The following is a 17857-nucleotide window of genomic DNA, read 5'->3' on the forward strand; positions in this document are numbered from 1 at the left end:
TCGGCTCCCTCAGAATTGGAAGTAAAGGAACGGCGAGAAACTCTGCGCCGACAGTTTGAGAATCGACGCCACGAACAGCAGCAGCACCGCAGCGCGCATGGCGTAGCGTGGCCAGTCAGCGGTCCAGTAGGCCGGTTGTACGGCGGCGTCCTGGCCCACGGTGAAGCCGGGCTGGTGGATGCTGCCAGGGTTGTCGCCCGGTACCGCCTTGATCAGGCTCGGGTCGGCCGGCTTGGTTTTTTCGGCAGGGCGGTTGGTGTAGAAGTCGCGCAGACCGAAGAACGCCAAGGTTGCGTACGCCACCACCAGGGTTGCCACTTGCAGGCCGGTGAGGCTGGCGCGGTTGAGTTCCGACAGCGACCACTCGCCAAAGCTGAACATGGCGCCGTACATACGGCCGGCAACGTGCAGGTTCTCGGCGCGGAAGATCACCCAGCCCATCACCACCAGCAGGAAGGTGAAGGCCCAGCGCAATACGTTGAAGCTGCGCGGCGCGGTGTTGAGGCCGATGGCTTTTTCAATCGCCAGCCACATGCCGTGCCAGGCACCCCACACGATGTAGGTGATGTTCGCACCGTGCCACAGGCCACCGAGCAGCATGGTCAGGAACAGGTTGCGGTAGGTGGTCAGCGTGCCTTTACGGTTGCCGCCCAGGGTGATGTACAGGTAGTCACGCAGCCAGGTGGACAGGCTGATGTGCCAGCGGCGCCAGAACTCGGTGATCGACTGGCTGATGTACGGCTGCTTGAAGTTTTCCATGAAGCGGAAACCCATCATCAAGCCCAAACCGATAGCCATGTCGCTGTAGCCGGAGAAATCGAAGTACAGCTGCGCGGTGTAGGCCAGCGCGCCGAGCCAGGCATCGCCCGTGGTCGGGTTTTGCAGGGCGAAGCAATGGTCGGCCACCACCGCCAGGGTGTCGGCGATGAAGACTTTCTTGATGAAACCCTGCATGAACCGCGTGCAGCCCTCGGAGAACTTGTCCAGGGTGTGGGTACGGTTGTTGAACTGGTCGGCCAGGTCGCGAAAGCGCAGCACGGGGCCGGCAATCAGGTGCGGGAAGATCGCCACGAACGCCGCAAAGTCGATCAGGTTGCGGGTAGCCGGGGTGTCGCCACGATACACGTCGATGATGTAGCTGATGGACTCGAAGATGTAGAACGAGATCCCAATCGGCAACAGCACATGGGTGAGGATGAACGGCTCCAGGCCCGCCGACTTCATCATCACGTTGATGCTGTCGACGCCGAAGTTGGCGTACTTGAAGTAGCCCAGGATGCACAGGTCAATCGCCACGCCGAGCAGCAGCCAACGTTGGGCCGGCTTGGTGCGCACGCCGGCGGCACCGACTTTGAGGCCGATCCAGTAGTTCCACAGCGTCACGGCGGCGAACAGTGCCAAAAAGTCCACTCGCCACCAGGCGTAGAACACATAGCTGGCAATCAGCAGCAGCAGGTTGCGATAGCGTTGCCCGCTCAAGTAGTACAAGCCGAGAAAGATCGGCAAGAACAAAAACAGGAACACATTGGACGAGAAAACCATCCCGATCTCTCCATGTTTAACCACAGTCAAGGGCCGCAGCCCCCCCAAACCCCCCCACGAAAATTCGGGGGAGGGCGGTACTTCATTCCAACTGCCGAAACCGGCTCAAACTGTGGGAGCGGGCTTGCTCGCGAATGCGGTGGTTCAGTTACAGATGTGTCGACTGACACACCGCATTCGCGAGCAAGCCCGCTCCCACATTGGGTCCCAGTTTCGTCAGCTACCCTTGTTGCCTTTTTCGTGTGCCGGGTCGTAGACCTTGGTCAGGTCACCCCCCAGGCGGAAGGTCTTGAACGGCTGCATCCCGTGCTTGCGCTCGATCACATCCGGCGCGCAGGTGTAGAGGGTGCAGAAGGGTTCAAGCCAGGCATATTTCATGTCTTCCTTGAGGTCCTTCATGTCCTGCTCTTTGCCGTTTTTCTGCTCGAAGATGTCCGGGTCTTTGACCCCGGCCAGCACCTTGTCGCCCAGGCGCTTGAGCGCGCTGTTGTTTTCCTGGCGCAGGTCCACACCGTTGACCAGGGCAAAGCTTGCGATCATCGACAGCGGCGGAAGGGCGTAGTTGTGGTACGACAGGGCCCGTTGCTGGCGCTTCAATTCGTTGGGCAAGAAGCCTTGGTCATCGACCTGGTTCACGCCGACTTTGTATTCCTTCACGGCCCAATCAAACAGGTCACGGCGGTTGGTGGCGACGGAGGTTGCCATCACCGACCAGGCGGCCCAGTAGGAGTGGTTGTTGGTTTTTTCCAGCGGCAGGTTGTCCCAGTCGCTCACCACCTGGTCGGCTAGTTTGTTGAACCAGGCTTCGATCAACTGCGCTTCCTGCTGGTGGTTGGCCAGCGGGTGGGAGTCGGAAAACTTCAGGCGTACATAAGCCGAAGCCATGCTGCCCAACGCCCATTTGCGCATGGACTTGCCGGTGTGGTTGAAGTCCTTGGACATCAACGCATCCGCCTTGGCCCAGCTGGTCAGCCAATTCAACGTGCATTCCAACTGCTCCGGACGACCGTCGCGCATGAACTGCATCACGCGCTTGCTGGTGTCTTTTTCCAACTTGGTGATGTCGGCGGTGCTGTCGCGAAAGGCTTTTTCGGACTGGGTGTTCAGGGTGGCGCGAGCCTTGTCCGAACCCTCGTACTTGCTGCGAAATTGCAGCGAGCCGGTGTACGGCGCCGGCATGGCGTCGCAGTCATTCTTGAAGTCGCCGGTCTTGAACGCTTCCACCGGGGCGAAATAACCCTGGGGCGGACGCAGTGGCGCGGCGGCGTTAACCGAGCCTGCAAACATCGCAAGGCCGAGTAACGTTGGTATCAATAACTTCTGCATAGGTAACCTCATTGCCCGAGTGAAGCGGTTTTTTGACCGCCGCTTGGGAATACGTTGCGTGTGCAAATTTTCGCTTCAACCTTCTGCGCGCCCTTTTCTGGACCCTGCACTTCAACGGCCAGCAAGTTCTGCGAGGCCCAGTCTTCATCGGTGCGCAGTTCGAAGGCGAAACGCCCGTCTGTGTCGGATGTTTCGGGTTTCTCGATTTTGATGTCCTCGTGGCGCCCGTTCATGTACCAGAGGGTGGCTTGCAGGGTTTTCACCGACGGGTCGGCGAAGCGGATATCTACCTGGTGATTGGCGTTACGCAGGTCTTTGTTGGAACTGTTAACCATCAATTCGTTCTTGCCCGGCTTCAAAGAAGTGCTGGCGGTCATCTGAGCGGTCTTGCCTTCGCAGCCGTTGTCCAGCAGCGACATCATCTGGCGGTAGATGGTCTCTTGGTCCAGGCGGTACAGCGGCGAGAATTCCCAGATCAAAATTTTTGGCGGGCTCTTCTGGAATTCATCGCTGCCCAGGTACTGGATCATCGAACCTTCCAGGCCACCACCGGGGAAGGCCACGTTGAGGATGTCCGCACCGATTTCCTGTTCCAGGAAGCCCGCGAAGTTGTAGTTCTTGCCGCTGTGGCTGGTGCCCACCAGGGTGATCTGCGGGTTGCCCGAATCGCCGAACAGGTCGCCGTCGCCCGCTTCGCCCTTGGGCTCGGTGGTGAACTGGTCCATGTATTGGATCGCGTAGCTGGTGCCGCACAGTTGCCCGGCCATGTTGTGCAGGGTGCCGGTCTTGCCCATGCGCCCGGAGCGGGTGGTCTCGAATTCGCGCTTGGGAATATCGGCGAACTCCGGCATGGCACGCACTTTCTCGCCGACGATTTTCGCGGTGCGCTGGGCGCCGTAGGGCGTCCAGTGTTGGTCACCGCGGAAGTAGAAGTCGTGGGCCGGCAGTTCATCGGGCAACTGCTCATTGGTCAGCGGCGACAGGTCCGGCACCACGTAGCCCATCTTGGCGAATCGGCCGAGCATGGTTTTGTAGTTGGCCAGGGCCTTGTCGAAATCGAACTTGGCTTTCTCTTCAGGGTTGAGCTTGTTGCGGTTCACTAGGCCACGGGTCGGCTGGTACACCACCACCAACTCCACGCCCTTGGCCTTGAACGCATCGTGCAGTTGCTGCATGCGCTTGTAGCCGGCAGGGCTGGTGTCGAATTCGGTGCGCAGGTCTTCCTGGGTACGGAACAACCAGTCGCCCTGGGCTTGTACCAGGGTGGTGAAGTTCTGCTGGTAGCGCGTGGTGTAGTTCTTCGCGTCATGGGCGGCGGGGCACAGGCTGCAGCACGGTTCGGCGGTAAACGTCGGTGCCTGGATTTCGTCGGCGCGTACGCCCTGGCTGGCCGCGAGCAGGCCGAGGGTCAGACCCGAGAGGCTCAGCAGTTTGATCATGTGTGGGTGCATAAGGGTCATCCTCAGTCCTGCAATTCGGTCTGGCGTTCGACAGGGTCGATCAGCACGGCTTTCTGCTGGCGTACCAGCAGGTCGAGAATCTCTTCCTGGCGATCACCCAGCACACCGTTGAAGCTGATGCCGCTGGATTTGGTCGGCGCCAGCATCGACACGCGGTACAGCTCCACGCTCAGTGGCGAGTCGATGGACAGCGGCCCGCTACCGTTCCCGGCCAGCTCACCACCCACCACGATCAGCGACACCTGGGCGTCGAACGGGTCGAGGGCGATGTCGCGGTCGGTGTCGGTCAAGTCCTTGATGTGGCCGTACAGGCCGGTCAGCCCGTTGGCCATCGAGGTGTTCTCGTACAGCTTGATATTCACGCTGTTACGCACGCGGATCCCGTGGCGACGGTTGGCAATCACCTTGTTGCCCCACAGCAGGTTGTCACCGCTCTCATAGAGGGTGATGCCGTCGGTGTGGTTGCGGTAGAACTCGTTGTCGGCCACCAGGTTGTTGACGCTGTTACGGTCCAGCACCAGGCCCGAGAGCTTGTTGTCGTAGCTGCGGTTGTTGAAGATGAAGCTGTCGTTCACTTCCCGGGAAATGATGATGCCGTGCTTCTTCTTGGTGCCGTACACGGTGTTGTCCGCGATGATCAGGCCGTGGGAACGGTCGTGGGGGTCAATGCCGTAGACGATGTTGTCTTTGTAGGTATTGCCCTTGATCACGAAGCCTTCGGTTTCGTAGCAGTAGAAGCCGTACCACATGTCCGAGAACTCGGAGTCGATGATCCAACCGGTCGGCTCCGAACGCTTGAGCACCTTGGCCATGTTCGGCGTGTACTGGGAAATACTCACCCCGTACGACTTACTGTTGGCGTAGCCGAAGCTGGCCATCTTGGTCTTGGAGATATAGGTCTCGGTGCCGCCCCAGGCCAGCAGGAATGGGCGAAACTCCTTGGGCGACTTGAACAGCGCCGGGCCGTTGGCCTTTTCGCTCCAGCCGGTGACCTTGGTGTCGCGCACAAACAGCTGGCCGTCGTTGATCAGGAACGAACCGGCTTCCTGGGACAGGCGCAGCTCTTGGGTCTTACCGTCGATATCGAGGATGCCCTTGCGGCCCACCACAATCGGCAGCTTGGCCAGGAACACACCCGGCGAGGTTTCGCTCAGGTACTGCTTGGGCACCTTGCCCAGCAGGTCCTTGAGGTTCATGTAGCCGTCGTCGACGAAGATCGCCTGGGGAATGCCGTGCTGGCGCACCACCCATTCAGCCATCTTGTTGTCACCGCCGATAAAGTCCTTGAGGGCGTCTTCCTGCATCATGCGGCGGATGCTGATTTTGCCCGGCTTGGTCCGTACGATTTTCTTTTCCATCGCGGCGGCGGTGTAGCCCGTCAGGTCAGGCAGGGCCGGCTTGGCCATTTCCAGCGGCGCGGTGGGCGGGCTGGATATGGTGTAGGTCTTGGCCTGTTGCAGTTCTTTGGCGATGGTCGGCGCCTTGACCTGCTGTGTGGTATCCGCGAACGCTGTGGCGTTGGCCATCAGCATCGCAGCTACCAGTAAGTGTCTGCCCTTGAAGGGATGAGCATTCATCGCGCAGGCTCCCATCAGAATTTCCAGATCACGTCGACAAACGCGCGGTGCATGTACGAGTCAACGTTGCTGCCATAGGCGTCGCCTGGCTTGAACACGCCAGCACGGAAACGCACCAAGGCCGAAGGCTCGTCGATGGACTGGCTGAGGGCTGCCGGCAGCAGGCCTTTCTTGAAGTACTTGGTGACCACCAAGTCCATTTCCTGACCCAGGTCTTTCTTGCCATCGGCCAGTGGCAGCGAGGTGCTGGAGACGATGTCGCCCGCTGCGTCGGTGGTGTTATCCAGCGCGGCGATACCGTTGCTGCTGACCGGCTTGTTGCCGTCCACGCGCCAGAACTTGTGGTACACAAGGCTGGCGTCGTAGTCCTCGCGCAGCTGCCACGAACCGAACAGGCTCATGGACTGCATGTTGTTCATCTCGCCGCGAAACGCTTCGCCGAAGCGGTGCACGCGGGACTGGGTGCCGGTCCAGTTCGAGCGGTTGCTCTGCAGGCCGTTCTGTTCGTAGTCGGCGCTGGCACGGGCATAGGCCGCACCCACTTGCCACTGCGGGTCGAGGCGCAGGCGCACGCCGATGTCGGTGGCCCAGCCACTCAGGTCATCGCTGTTCTTGGCCTGGTCCGGGCGGGTGCCGTCGGATTTGAGCGCGTTGACCTTGTCGCGATCACCGCGCATGCCGGTCACGCTGGCCCAGTAGTTGACGGTGTTGGTGTTGCGCCAGTTGTAGGCGTCGCTGTTGGCTTCGATGCCGAGCCAGGTCAGGTCGCCGTTCTCGCGCTTGTCCAGCGAGTCGGTGGGTTGGCCGGGCTCAGGGTAGTCGAGCTTGCCGTTGTCATGGGTGTGGTGGGCGCGCAGGCCGATCCACTGGCCGGGTGTCCACTGGTAGGCTGCGTCGGCGTAGAGGTGCTGGCGGTCTTTGTCGACCGGGGCCAGTTCCTTGAGGTCGGTGCGGTATTCGCTGAACCGTTCGGCGACGCCCACGTTGGCTTTGAGCAGGGTGGTGTCGAAGGTCCAGTTCAGCGCTTCGATGTTGGTGTCGCGCCATTGGCCGTCGTCATTGCGCAGGCGTTGGCGGCCCAGCTTGAGGATCTCGCCAGGGTAGGGCGTGAAGCCGCTGTAGCCGACCCAGAACTCACGCATGGCCAAGTAGTTTTTCTTGGTCTTGCGGTCGTTGTTGGTGGTCTGCTGGTTTTCGTCATCGGAGGACTGTTGCAGGGTGTCGGTCTCGATGATGTCGCTGGACACCACGGCCTGGCCCATGGCGTAGGCGCTCCACGCGCCGCTCTCACCGTAGATCCACGGGCGCAGGTCCAGGCCGATGCCGTTGACGTCGCCGCCTTTTTGCGTGCCCAGGTCGCGGTCGTCTTCGGACTGCGCGGTGGCTTTGACTTCCAGGCCGAAGTTCTTGGCTTCGGTCAGTGCGGCCAGGGTTGGGCACGACCACAACAGGGCGAAGGTCAGGCCGATGCCGGCCTTGACGAATGGGTTGAGCTTCATAGGGATTCCTCGCCGTCGTCTTCTTCCAGGGCGTGCAGTTGCAACGTGCTCTGGGCCAGGGTGCCGCGGGTCGCCAGCTCTTGTTGCACCAGGCGTTGGCCTTGGGCGCGTTGCTCCGGTGTCAGCGGGGCCTCAAGTTGGGTGGCCAAGTCGTTGGCCTCTGGCGTGTCCTGGGCTTTAGCCAACTGGCTGAAGACATAGGCGTTCAATGGGTCGGGCTTGGTGCCCTTACCTTGGGAAAACAATTGAGCGATGGCGAAGTCGGCGCTGTTCTGGCCATTGCGCGCAGCGGTCAGCAGGTGGTCCAGGGCTTTTTGCGGGTAGACCTTGCCGAGATAACCACGGCGGTAGATCTGGCCGAGGTAGTAATCGGCGGCCACTTCCTTGCCTTGGGCTTTTTCGAAGTGCGCTTCGGCGGCCTTGGCGTCGGCGGGTACCCACTTGCCTTCGTAGTAGAGCTTGCCCAGCAGCAGCTCGGCGCGGGGTTGGTCGGCGGCGCGGCCGTTGTCCAGGTACTTCATCATCTGGTCGACGTCGCCCAGTTCCGGGAAGTCGTAGAGCAGTTGCGCCAAGCTGACCCAGGACGCCGGGTAGCCAGGGGCGATTTTTTCCAGCAAGGCCTGGGCGGTTTTTTCGTCCGGGGTGCCGAGGGTGGCATCGCCGAGTACGCGGGCTACGCTGTCCACGCGCTGGGCGGTGACGGTGCCACGGCTGTAGCCGGCTTCCATTTGCTTGAGCAGTTCGGCTTGTTGTTCTGGCTGGGCCTTTTTCTGGTAGACCGTGGCCAGTTCCACGTAGCAGATATCGGTGGTGTTCAGCGCGGCTTTGCAGATGCGCTCCACATCATCCAAATGCTGGTCGTAGGTGCCTTGGGTGCGATACAGCAGCACCTGGGCCAGACCGGCTTCCGGGTAGCCCGAGGCTTGCCATTTACTGATCTGCTGCTGGGCGTTCACGTTCGGGAAACTGTGGGGGTATTGCAGGTACAGCATCGCCAGCGGGATCAGGGTGTTGCCTTCGCCATTGGCAAAGGCTTTTTTCAACAGGGTTTCGGCTTCGTGATGCTCGGCTTCGGTGCTGCCGGGCTTGGCCACCAGCAGGCGACCCAGGCGAGCCTGGGCGCGGGGCGATGTATCGGCCGCCGCACGGTAGGTGGCTTCGGCCTGTTTGATCTGTGCCGGGTCACGGGTGCCTACCTGAATATCGGCCAGGCCCACTTGGGCCTCGCTGTAGCCCAGGTCTGCCAGTTGCTGGTAGTTCTGTTGCGCGGTGACGGTATCGCCGCGCTTCAACGCTTCATTGGCTAAACGCTGATCTGGCAAACCGGCACATCCCGCGAGGCTGACTGCCAATGCCAATGTGCACAGAGAACCCATGTGGGAGCGGCGGTGCGGCGATCCGACTTGCTCGCGAAGAGTGCGTGTCAGTTGGTGCATGTGCTGGCTGACACACTGCTTTCGCGAGCAAGCCCGCTCCCACAGGGACCGCGGTGTTTTTATAGGAGTCATCACAGGCATGTCCTCGCTTACAGACCGTTGGCCATGGCTTTGTCGATCAGCCAGTTCAGCGAAGGGCCACGGTCGCTGGTCACTTCCACCGGGCGACCGGCGTAGGTGCTGTCCAGCGGTGCGTCAGGCTTGATCTGTACGCGGATGTCGGAGGACAGGTCGGCGCTGTTCAGGCTGGTGCTGCTGACGATGGTGCCGGTGCGCAGTTGTTCTTCGTCGGCCACCTGGAAGCTCACCGGGGTGCCTGGGCGCACATCGGCGAACTGGCGATAGGTGAAGCGCGCTTCCACATTGGCCAGGCTGCCGCGTGGCACCAGTTGGAAGATCACGTCGCCTTTGTTGGCGTACTGACCGTCGGCGACCATTTGCTGGGCCACCACGCAATCGCAGGGCGAGGTCAGGGTGCCGGTCATTTGCTTGCCGAACAGTTCTTCAACCTTGGCCGGTTGCAGTTGGTCTTCGTCCAGATGGCCCTTGAGCACGTCCAGCATGCTGGTGCTGAAGCTCGCCAGTGGCGCGCCCTTGGCGGCAATTCCGTCGCCCTTGAGCAGGCTTTGCACGGTGCCGTCGCGGGGCATGGTCACGTTCATGCCGGGAACGCTCACCACACCGGCCTGGGCGTGGCTGACGAAGTACATGCCGTACACCGATTTGAAGATGAAACCGAAAGCGGCCAGGCCGACGATGAAGATACCCGCGCTGAACGTCACTGCACGCAGGCGGCCAAAGGCGGTCATGCCGCTGCCGCTGTCCTTGACCTTGCGCGCCTTGGTGAAGTTGTCGCGCTGCAGGGTGGCCAGCACGTCGCCCATGGTCACGATGTCACCGGACAGGTGCGAGGTGATCAGGTGGCGCAGGGTGGAAATATCCTGGGGCTCCAGGTTCTGGAACTGGCAACCGGTGCGCCCGCTCTGGCGGTCGTAGGAGCGAATCTGCAGCTCCACGTCCATGGCCAGGCCCAGGTTGTCGATCACAAACTGCAGGCGGCCTTTGTGCACTTCGCCGACGGTCAACGGCTGGGTGGAGGTGAATGCCAAGCCGCCGGCGGACAGGTCGATCACCCGTGCTTCGGTCGGTGTGCGGTCAGTGTTGAAAAAGCGCAGCTTGGCCGGGATTTTGACCCGGGCATGTTGGCGTTGGGCTTCGGATTCGTGGACAACGTTGACGTTTGCTTGGCTATTCATGGTGTGTAGTTCCTAGTTAATTCAGGCTTGGCAGGTTCAGACCATCATCAGCAACACGGCGACGAAGATGCTGCCGGCGGAGAAGGTCATGGTCCGAGACGACCAGGTGTTGAACCAACGTTGAAAGCTGGCCAAATCGCGGGTCAGTTTGGTGTCCTGGCGGGTCCAGGACTGTTGATCGAGGCGGAAGAACACGTAGATCTTCACCAGCGCGCCCATGATCTGGTTGTAATAGAGAATCGCCGGGTAAGCCGGGCCGATCTTGTGGCCGGAGCACGACAGCAGCAGGGTGAGGATCAGGCGGGTGATGCCGATCCACAGTAGATACGCGAGGATGAACGCGCCGCCGTATTTGAAGGTGGCGATGAACGCGACCGTCAGGCCCAGCAGGGAGGTCCACATCGACACACGCTGGTCGAACAGCACGATGCTGGTGAACACACCCAGGCGACGCACGCCCAGGCCCAGGGCTCGGGAGTTCTGGCGCAGGTTGTTGCCGTACCAGCGGAACATCAGCTTGCGGCTGGCCTTGATAAAGCTCTTTTCCGGCGGGTGTTCCACGGTGTTGATCGCGGCATCCGGCACGTAGAAGGTGTCGTAGCCCAGGCGCATCAGGCTGAACCAGCTGGACTTGTCGTCACCGGTCAAAAACTTGAAGCGGCCCAGGCGCCAGTGTTGCAGCGAGTCGCTTTCCACGTCGGCGATAAAGCCTGGGTCGGTCACGACGCTGGCACGGAACACCGACATGCGACCGGTCATGGTCAGCACGCGCTTGGACAGGGCCATGGAGCACATGTTGATGTGGCGTTGGGCGAAGCGCAGTTTGTGCCATTCGCTCATGATGTAGCCGCCGCGCACTTCGCAGAACTCGTTGGTGGTCAGGCCGCCGACATTGCCGAACAATTGGAACCACGGCACGGTCTTGCGCACGACGCCTTCGGCCAGCACGGTGTCGCCATCGATCACAGCCACCACGGCGCGGTCATCCGGCAGGTGACGGGAGATCGCACGAAAACCAAAAGCCAGGCCGTCGCGTTTGCCGGTACCGGCGATGCGCACGAAGTCGAGCTTTACGTGCTCTGGCGGCTGCATGCGTTCCCACAGGCTCTTCACCAGCAGTTCATCGGACATTTCCACCAGCGAGCAGACCACAGTGGTGGGGAAGCCGCATTCGATGGCTTCGCGAATCACCGAGCTGTACACCTGGGCGGTGGTCAGTGCATCGATCCTGAAGCTTGTGACCATCAGGAACACATGGGACGGGTCGGCAGCCTTGCCCAGCTTGCGCACTTTGCGGCGCAGGTGCGGGTAGACCACGTACAAAAACAGCATGCCGCGAAAGAAATGCGTAGCACCCATCGAGTAGCGCCAGATACCCACGGCGCCAATCAGGAAAATAAAATTCTTCGACTCGGAGTCGAACGTGCTCGCCGGCAACAGCAGGGCGAGACCCATCAGCAGGCTGAGGAAGAACAGCCAGCCGGCGGATTGCAGTAGTACGTGTTTTAACTTGGACATAAGCATCTTCCGAAGGTGAAGGAGGTTCCAGGTGGCGCGCGCTGGGGATGGAAACGCGCGCCGCCTGGAACTTGCCGTTGCTGTTACCAGCAGATGCCTTCGGTGCGACCGGTAGTGCAGGTGGCCTTGGACATGAAGCCCACCAGGTCGATCACTTGCTTGCCGTGCGGAGCGTTCTGCGCCAGGGCGCGGAATTTCTCGTCACGGTTGCCGAGGATGATCACGTCGGAGTTGTTGATCACATCATCGAAGTCCGAATTGAGCAGGGACGACACGTGAGGGATCTTGCCTTCGATGTAGTCCTTGTTCGCACCGTGGACACGGGCGTACTCGACGTTGCTGTCGTAGATGCTCAGGTCAAAGCCCTTGCCGATCAGCATTTCCGCCAGCTCTACCAGTGGGCTTTCACGCAGGTCGTCGGTGCCGGCCTTGAAGCTCAGGCCCAGCAGGGCGACTTTGCGCTTGTCGTGGCTGGACACGATGTCGAAGGCGTTCTGGACCTGGGACTCGTTGCTGCGCATCAGCGAGTTGAGCAGCGGTGCTTCTACGTCCAGGGAACCGGCGCGGTAGGTGAGGGCGCGCACGTCCTTTGGCAGGCACGAGCCACCGAAGGCGAAACCTGGGCGCATGTAGTACTGGGACAGGTTGAGGGTCTTGTCCTGGCAGACCACTTCCATCACTTCACGGCCATCGACGCCGACAGCCTTGGCGATGTTGCCGATCTCATTGGCGAAGGTGACCTTGGTGGCGTGCCACACGTTGCAGGTGTACTTGATCATTTCGGCAACGGCGATGTCCTTGCGGATGATCGGTGCGTCGAGTTCTTCGTACAGCGACTGCAGGACATCGCCGGAGGCTTTGTCGAACTCGCCGATGACGGTCATCGGTGGCAGGTCGTAGTCGGCGATGGCGGTGGATTCACGCAGGAATTCCGGGTTGACCGCAACGCCGAAGTCGACGCCGGCTTTCTTGCCGGAGCAGTCTTCCAGGATCGGGATCACCACGTTGGCCACGGTGCCTGGCAGTACGGTGCTGCGCACCACCACGGTGTGGCGGGTGGCTTTGTCACGCAGGACAAAACCGATCTCGCGGCACACGGCTTCGATGTAGTCCAGTTCCAGGTCGCCGTTTTTCTTGCTTGGCGTACCGACGCAGATCATCGACAGGTCGGTATTGCGGATGGCTTCGGCGAAGTTGGTGGTGCCACGCAGGCGACCGGTCTCGATCCCCTTGCTCAACAGCTCGCCCAGGCCTGGTTCAACGATCGGCGATTTACCGGCATTGATCAGGTCGATCTTGTCCTTGGAGATGTCTACGCCGACCACTTCGTGGCCACGGGCAGACAGGCAACCGGCACAGACTGCGCCAACGTAACCTAGACCAAATATGCTGATGCGCATCGCATTTACCTCTTTGTTAATCATGCCAATAATTGGCCGGAGTTCATGTTTGCAAGCGTCACTGATGCCGCGAAAGTTAGGCGAATAGACGCCGACTTACCGCGTACAGGCATGTTGAATAACGAGTGACTAACTATTGCACTCAAGTTGTGCGCAACTTGGCCTTGTTATTGGGGCTTGCCCTCAAATGCAGCCGGCCTTCTTGGGGAAGGTCCCGACGCCAGTGCCGCAGGATGCTGATGGAGGCAATAAGCCTTTATTTATCAACATCTTGGGTGTCATCACTGACACATTTGGGTAAGCGCTGCCTTGGCCTATAGGGAGAAGCAATTAATCCTTATCGCCGCCCTCAACTCATATCAGTTGATGATGTGACCCATGAGTCAAAGTTGATGGGGCAACTTCGCTACTTCCTTGGATCGCTGTGTAAGTTATCTCCTACAGAAACAGAGAATTTCGTTACCGGTGGTATGAGCCGCCGGTTTAGACGAAGTTCCAGGCCGCTCATCCTGTTTCCCGAAATTTCTTGAAATATTAGAAAAGATGGCACTGGTACTATATTGATAGCACTTGCTATTTGGGCCAGTAGTTATGGGGAGTTGGCGCGAGGGGATAGTTTTGTGCCACTAGTGTTTTAAAAAAGTGGTGCCACTATGAAAAAAATTCAGAAATGTCGAGTGAAAGAATCGTTAGGTTTGCGACAAGATATTTTTTGACGCCAAAATAATGGCTTTTTAATGGTTGGAACTCGAACAAAATGTGGGAGGGGGCTTGCCCCCGATAGCAGGGTGTCAGTCACAAAATTAGGTGACTGGTACACCGCTATCGGGGGCAAGCCCCCTCCCACATTTGGATCTCATTGCCTGAAAGAGAAGGGCTTGGCTTTATTCCGGTGCGTGATCGCGCAAAAACACCAAATTATCCGGCTTGGACTGCTCCGCATTGAAGCGGTAACCCGCTACATCAAACGCCTTGAGCTTGGCCGGGTCGTTGATGCGCTCTTCGATCACAAAGCGGCTCATCATGCCCCGGGCCTTTTTGGCGTAGAAGCTGATGATCTTGTACTGGCCGTTCTTCAAGTCCTTGAACTCGGTGTTGATGATCCGCGCGTTCAGGGCTGTGCGCTTGACCGCCGAGAAGTACTCGTTGGAGGCCAGGTTGAGCAGCACATCGTCCCCTTGGGCAGCCAAGGCTTCGTTCAGCCATTCGCTGATTCGGGTGCCCCAGAAGGCGTACAGGTCTTTACCACGCGCGTTGGCCAGCTTGGTGCCCATTTCCAGGCGGTACGGCATCATCAGGTCCAGGGGGCGCAACAGGCCGTAGAGGCCCGAGAGCATGCGCAGGTGGTCCTGGGCGTAGGTGAAGTCGGCCTCGCTGAAGGTTTGGGCGTTGAGGCCGGTGTACACGTCGCCCTTGAACGCCAGCAGCGCCTGCTTGGCGTTGGCCGGGGTGAATGCCGGGGTCCAACTGCCGAAACGCGCGGCGTTGAGGCCGCCGATCTTATCGGATACGTGCATCAGCTCGCTGATTTGCGCCGGGCTCAGCTCGCGCAGTTGCTCGATCAGTTCCTGGGAATGGTCCAGGTACTGCGGCTGGGTAAAGCGCTCGGTGGCAGGCTTGGTCTCGAAATCGAGGGTCTTGGCGGGGGAAATCACCGTCAGCATGAAGTCGTCTCCTGTAATCGTGCGGCGATTCTAGGGGCTTGGGCGTTTTGACTCCACCTATCAAGCTGATAGTGGCCGCTTTTCTGTAGGAGCGAGCTTGCTCGCGAAAAACGCCCATGCACCGCGTTCATCCAGCATGAGCGTGTAATCGTTGAGGTTTTTCGCGAGCAAGCTCGCTCCTACATTTATCGGCGGTCAGTCCGTTATGATGGCCGGTAACTCTGGAAGGGGAGACCCCGTGTGCGAATAGCGCTTTTGTTGTCGGCATGCCTGCTGTGCCTGAATGTTCAGGCCGCGCCGGTGGATGTGGCCAGCCTGGACCGTGGCACCTGGCCCGAAAAGCTCGCCAGCCCGGCGCTGTTCGATGTGGCTTCACGCGCGGAGATCCTGATGTTCGCCCGCAGCCTCTCGGCCACCGAAGCTCTGGATGAGGCCGCGCTCAAGCAGCGCCTGGGCTTGAAGATCATCAACCTGGCCGCCATCGACGACCTGCGCCGCCAACTCTGGCAGCGCCTGCTGGAGAATTACACCTTCGCCCAGCAAAGCTGCGAGGAAGACGCCTCGTTCTGCTACCTGGTGGAAAACATGGACGACCTGCGCGAGCAGGCCGGCAAGTTCGAGGTCAGCGAAAACTCCTTCTATATAGGCTGGGCCGCGCCGAGCCATACCTTCCACGAGCGCTACCTGGACGAATTGCTGCGCAAGGCCGCGCTGTTCCCGCAGATCAGCAGCGAAGTCGCCCGCTTCGGCGACCATGAGCGCAATGGGGATGAATTCAACGACCGAATGTTCCTGCTGACCTTCGACGGCGGCCCTGCACCCGTGAGCGGCAATACCGATTGGCTCGCCGACTACCTGCGCAAACAGAAGATGAACGCCACGTTCTTCGTGCTGGGCAGCAGCCTGCAAAGCCGTGTCGAACGCAGTTCGGCCAGCGATGTGCAGGCGCTGTACCAGGACCAGTGCGTCGGGACCCTGGGCTGGCAATACCGTTCCCACAGCCATTGGGTGGAATGGCAGGGCTCGATCACCCGCACCGCTTCATTGGCGCAGAACCTGCTGCCGGAAAACTACGTGCCGTTGTTCCGCCCGCCCTACGGCCAGCGTCGTGCGGACAGCCAGGGCTTCTTCCAGTCCCAGGGCTTGCAGGTGGCGCTGTGGGACATCGATTCCCAGGATGACCCCGGCAAACTCAAGGCCGATGAGTCGGCGCAGCGCGTGCTGACGCTGATGCTGCTGTGGCGCAAAGGGGTGATTGTGTTTCACGACACCCAAGACAAGGCGCGTGTGGCGTTGCCCATGCTGTTGCAGCAAACGGCGCAAAGTGGGCTGGGTTGGCAGGACTGCCGGGAAGCATTTCGATAAAAAGATGAAGTGCCCGGCCCTGTTGGGGATGAGGGCTTTCTGGGGCGATTTTGTGCGACAAATCGATGCAGGCGGACTTCCGACTTTAACGGGGTACATGGCACTCGGCTAGTGCTATTCGTCATCCTGAAAAATAAACTTCAAAAAAGCGTCAAAGTGCTTTTTAGTGTCACAGGTTTTGCGGTATTACGAAGTCAGATCGCCGAAACCTGCAGCACAGGTGGCGTCTTCCAAGACTCCTCATGTGGGCATGCACTTGACGTCCCTCAGGTGCATTCGGTGGTCGAATCGAGGCGCAGCACCGCCCAGGTATTGCGTCGACTGGCTCCCACAAAAGGTGACCGAGTATGGATGATCATGGACGCACCCCTTCTTCCGACCAGCCAATCCTTTATGTGCTTGATACCAACGTATTGATCCACGATCCAAACGCTCTGCTCAACTTTGAAGAACACCACGTCGCCATCCCGATGATCGTGCTTGAGGAACTCGACAAACTCAAAAGCGGGCACCACAGCGTTGCCGCCGAATGCCGCCAGGCCATCCGCCTGATCGACAAGACATTGGGCGAGGCCTCTCCTGAAGACGTAGAACTCGGCGTGCCGATCCAGCGCGGCAAAAGCGGGCCCAAGGGCTTGCTGTCGATCCTGATGAGCAAGGGCCGCGAGCCCAGCAGCCTGCTGCCGGAAAACCTCAACGACAACAAGATCATCAACCAATTGATCGACCTGCACGCGCGTGACAAGGACCTGCGCCTGGTGCTGGTGACCAAAGACATCAACATGCGCCTCAAGGCCCGTGCGTGTGGGATCGCGGCCGAGGACTACAGCACCGACCAACTGGTCGACGACGTTTCGATGTTGTCCCGTGGTTATCACACCGTCACGGGCTCCTTCTGGGACCTGGTGAGCAAAGTCGAAACCCGCCAGGACCACGGCCGCACCTGGCACCAGGTGCAACTGATCGACAACCTGCCGGCGGTGCATATCAATGAATTCATCATCGACGAACAGGGCTTTGTGGGCTGGATCAAAGAGATCCAGGTCGACAAGCTGCTGATCCTCGACCTGCATCAGGAACCCCTGTTGCACCAGGAAGCCTGGGGCCTGAAACCGCGTGACATCTACCAGAGCCTGGCGCTGTACGCGCTGCTCGACCCAGACATCCACCTGGTCAACCTGACAGGCGCTGCCGGTTCCGGTAAAACCATCCTCGCCCTGGCTGCCGCCATCGAGCAGACCATGGTGACCAAGCGCTATCGCCGCATCATCGCCACCCGCAGCGTGCAGGGCCTGGACCAGGAGATTGGCTTCCTGCCCGGCACCGAGGCGGAAAAAATGGAGCCGTGGCTGGGGGCGATCACTGACAACCTCGAAGCCTTGCACATGGATGACGAAAACACCCATGGCAGCGTCGACTACATCCTCAGCAAAGTGCCGTTGCAGTTCAAATCCCTCAACTACATCCGAGGTCGCAGCTTCCAGCAGAGCCTGATTTTGATTGATGAATGCCAGAACCTTACGCCGCACCAGATGAAAACCATCATCACCCGTGCCGGCGCCGGTTCCAAAGTGGTGTGCCTGGGCAACCTGGCACAGATCGACACCCCTTACCTGTCCGCGACCAGCTCCGGGCTGACCTACCTGACGGAACGCTTCAAAGACTTCCCGAACGGCGTGCACATTGCGCTGCAAGGGGTTCCACGCTCGATTCTGGCTGAATACGCCGAATCGCACTTGTAAATGCGGTCAATGTGGGAGGGGGCTTGCCCCCGATGGCTATGGCACATTCAACATCTCTGTTGACTGACCCAC

12 protein-coding genes are annotated in these 17857 nt (G+C 59.9%); 2 read left to right on the plus strand and 10 right to left on the minus strand.

Features of this window, described 5'->3' with window-relative positions; all coding sequences use genetic code 11:
• Positions 1–9 precede the first annotated feature (9 nt).
• The 10 genes from DYL59_RS01175 to yaaA form a co-directional block, all read right to left on the minus strand.
• On the minus strand, positions 10–1542 hold the full coding sequence (locus tag DYL59_RS01175) for an MBOAT family O-acyltransferase (protein ID WP_135287503.1): 1533 nt from the start codon (positions 1540–1542) through the stop codon (positions 10–12).
• Between the two features lie 216 nt (positions 1543–1758).
• Positions 1759–2868 (minus strand): mannuronate-specific alginate lyase, encoded by a 1110-nt coding sequence (locus DYL59_RS01180; protein WP_135287504.1) that lies wholly within the window; start codon positions 2866–2868, stop codon positions 1759–1761.
• An 8-nt stretch (positions 2869–2876) separates the two neighbouring features.
• Positions 2877–4319, minus strand: a complete 1443-nt coding sequence (locus tag DYL59_RS01185; protein ID WP_135287724.1) for an alginate O-acetyltransferase — start codon at positions 4317–4319, stop codon at positions 2877–2879.
• Between the two features lie 11 nt (positions 4320–4330).
• A complete protein-coding gene (algG, locus tag DYL59_RS01190; protein WP_135287505.1) occupies positions 4331–5920 on the minus strand; it encodes a mannuronan 5-epimerase AlgG in 1590 nt (529 codons plus the stop codon).
• Positions 5920–7404 carry an alginate export family protein gene (locus tag DYL59_RS01195; RefSeq protein ID WP_135287506.1) on the minus strand — a complete coding sequence of 495 codons (1485 nt, stop codon included), beginning with the start codon at positions 7402–7404 and terminating at the stop codon, positions 5920–5922. The genes algG and DYL59_RS01195 overlap by 1 nt, the downstream gene beginning before the upstream one ends.
• The gene (algK, locus tag DYL59_RS01200) at positions 7401–8780 is read right to left on the minus strand and encodes an alginate biosynthesis TPR repeat lipoprotein AlgK (protein ID WP_135287507.1); all 1380 of its coding nucleotides are present in this window, start codon (positions 8778–8780) and stop codon (positions 7401–7403) included. Before algK ends, DYL59_RS01195 begins: the two co-directional genes overlap by 4 nt.
• Positions 8781–8929: 149 nt before the next feature.
• Positions 8930–10096, minus strand: coding sequence for an alginate biosynthesis protein Alg44 (locus DYL59_RS01205; RefSeq protein ID WP_135287508.1), 1167 nt, complete (start codon positions 10094–10096; stop codon positions 8930–8932).
• Between the two features lie 36 nt (positions 10097–10132).
• Positions 10133–11614 carry a mannuronan synthase gene (gene alg8, locus DYL59_RS01215; RefSeq protein ID WP_135287509.1) on the minus strand — a complete coding sequence of 494 codons (1482 nt, stop codon included), beginning with the start codon at positions 11612–11614 and terminating at the stop codon, positions 10133–10135.
• A gap of 83 nt (positions 11615–11697) precedes the next feature.
• A complete protein-coding gene (locus tag DYL59_RS01220) occupies positions 11698–13014 on the minus strand; it encodes a nucleotide sugar dehydrogenase (protein ID WP_135287510.1) in 1317 nt (438 codons plus the stop codon).
• Between the two features lie 884 nt (positions 13015–13898).
• Positions 13899–14678 (minus strand): peroxide stress protein YaaA, encoded by a 780-nt coding sequence (yaaA, locus tag DYL59_RS01225; protein ID WP_135287511.1) that lies wholly within the window; start codon positions 14676–14678, stop codon positions 13899–13901.
• A gap of 240 nt (positions 14679–14918) precedes the next feature.
• Here yaaA and DYL59_RS01230 point away from each other — a divergent pair, with 240 nt between their 5' ends.
• Both DYL59_RS01230 and DYL59_RS01235 read left to right on the plus strand, forming a co-directional pair.
• Positions 14919–16043 (plus strand): polysaccharide deacetylase family protein, encoded by a 1125-nt coding sequence (locus DYL59_RS01230; protein ID WP_135287512.1) that lies wholly within the window; start codon positions 14919–14921, stop codon positions 16041–16043.
• 347 nt (positions 16044–16390) lie between these two features.
• Entirely contained in the window at positions 16391–17785 is a 1395-nt protein-coding gene (locus DYL59_RS01235; protein ID WP_135287513.1) for a PhoH family protein, read from the plus strand.
• Positions 17786–17857: the final 72 nt, after the last annotated feature.

Source organism: Pseudomonas kairouanensis, assembly GCF_004682055.1.
GTDB classification, from domain to species: Bacteria; Pseudomonadota; Gammaproteobacteria; order Pseudomonadales; family Pseudomonadaceae; genus Aquipseudomonas; species Aquipseudomonas kairouanensis.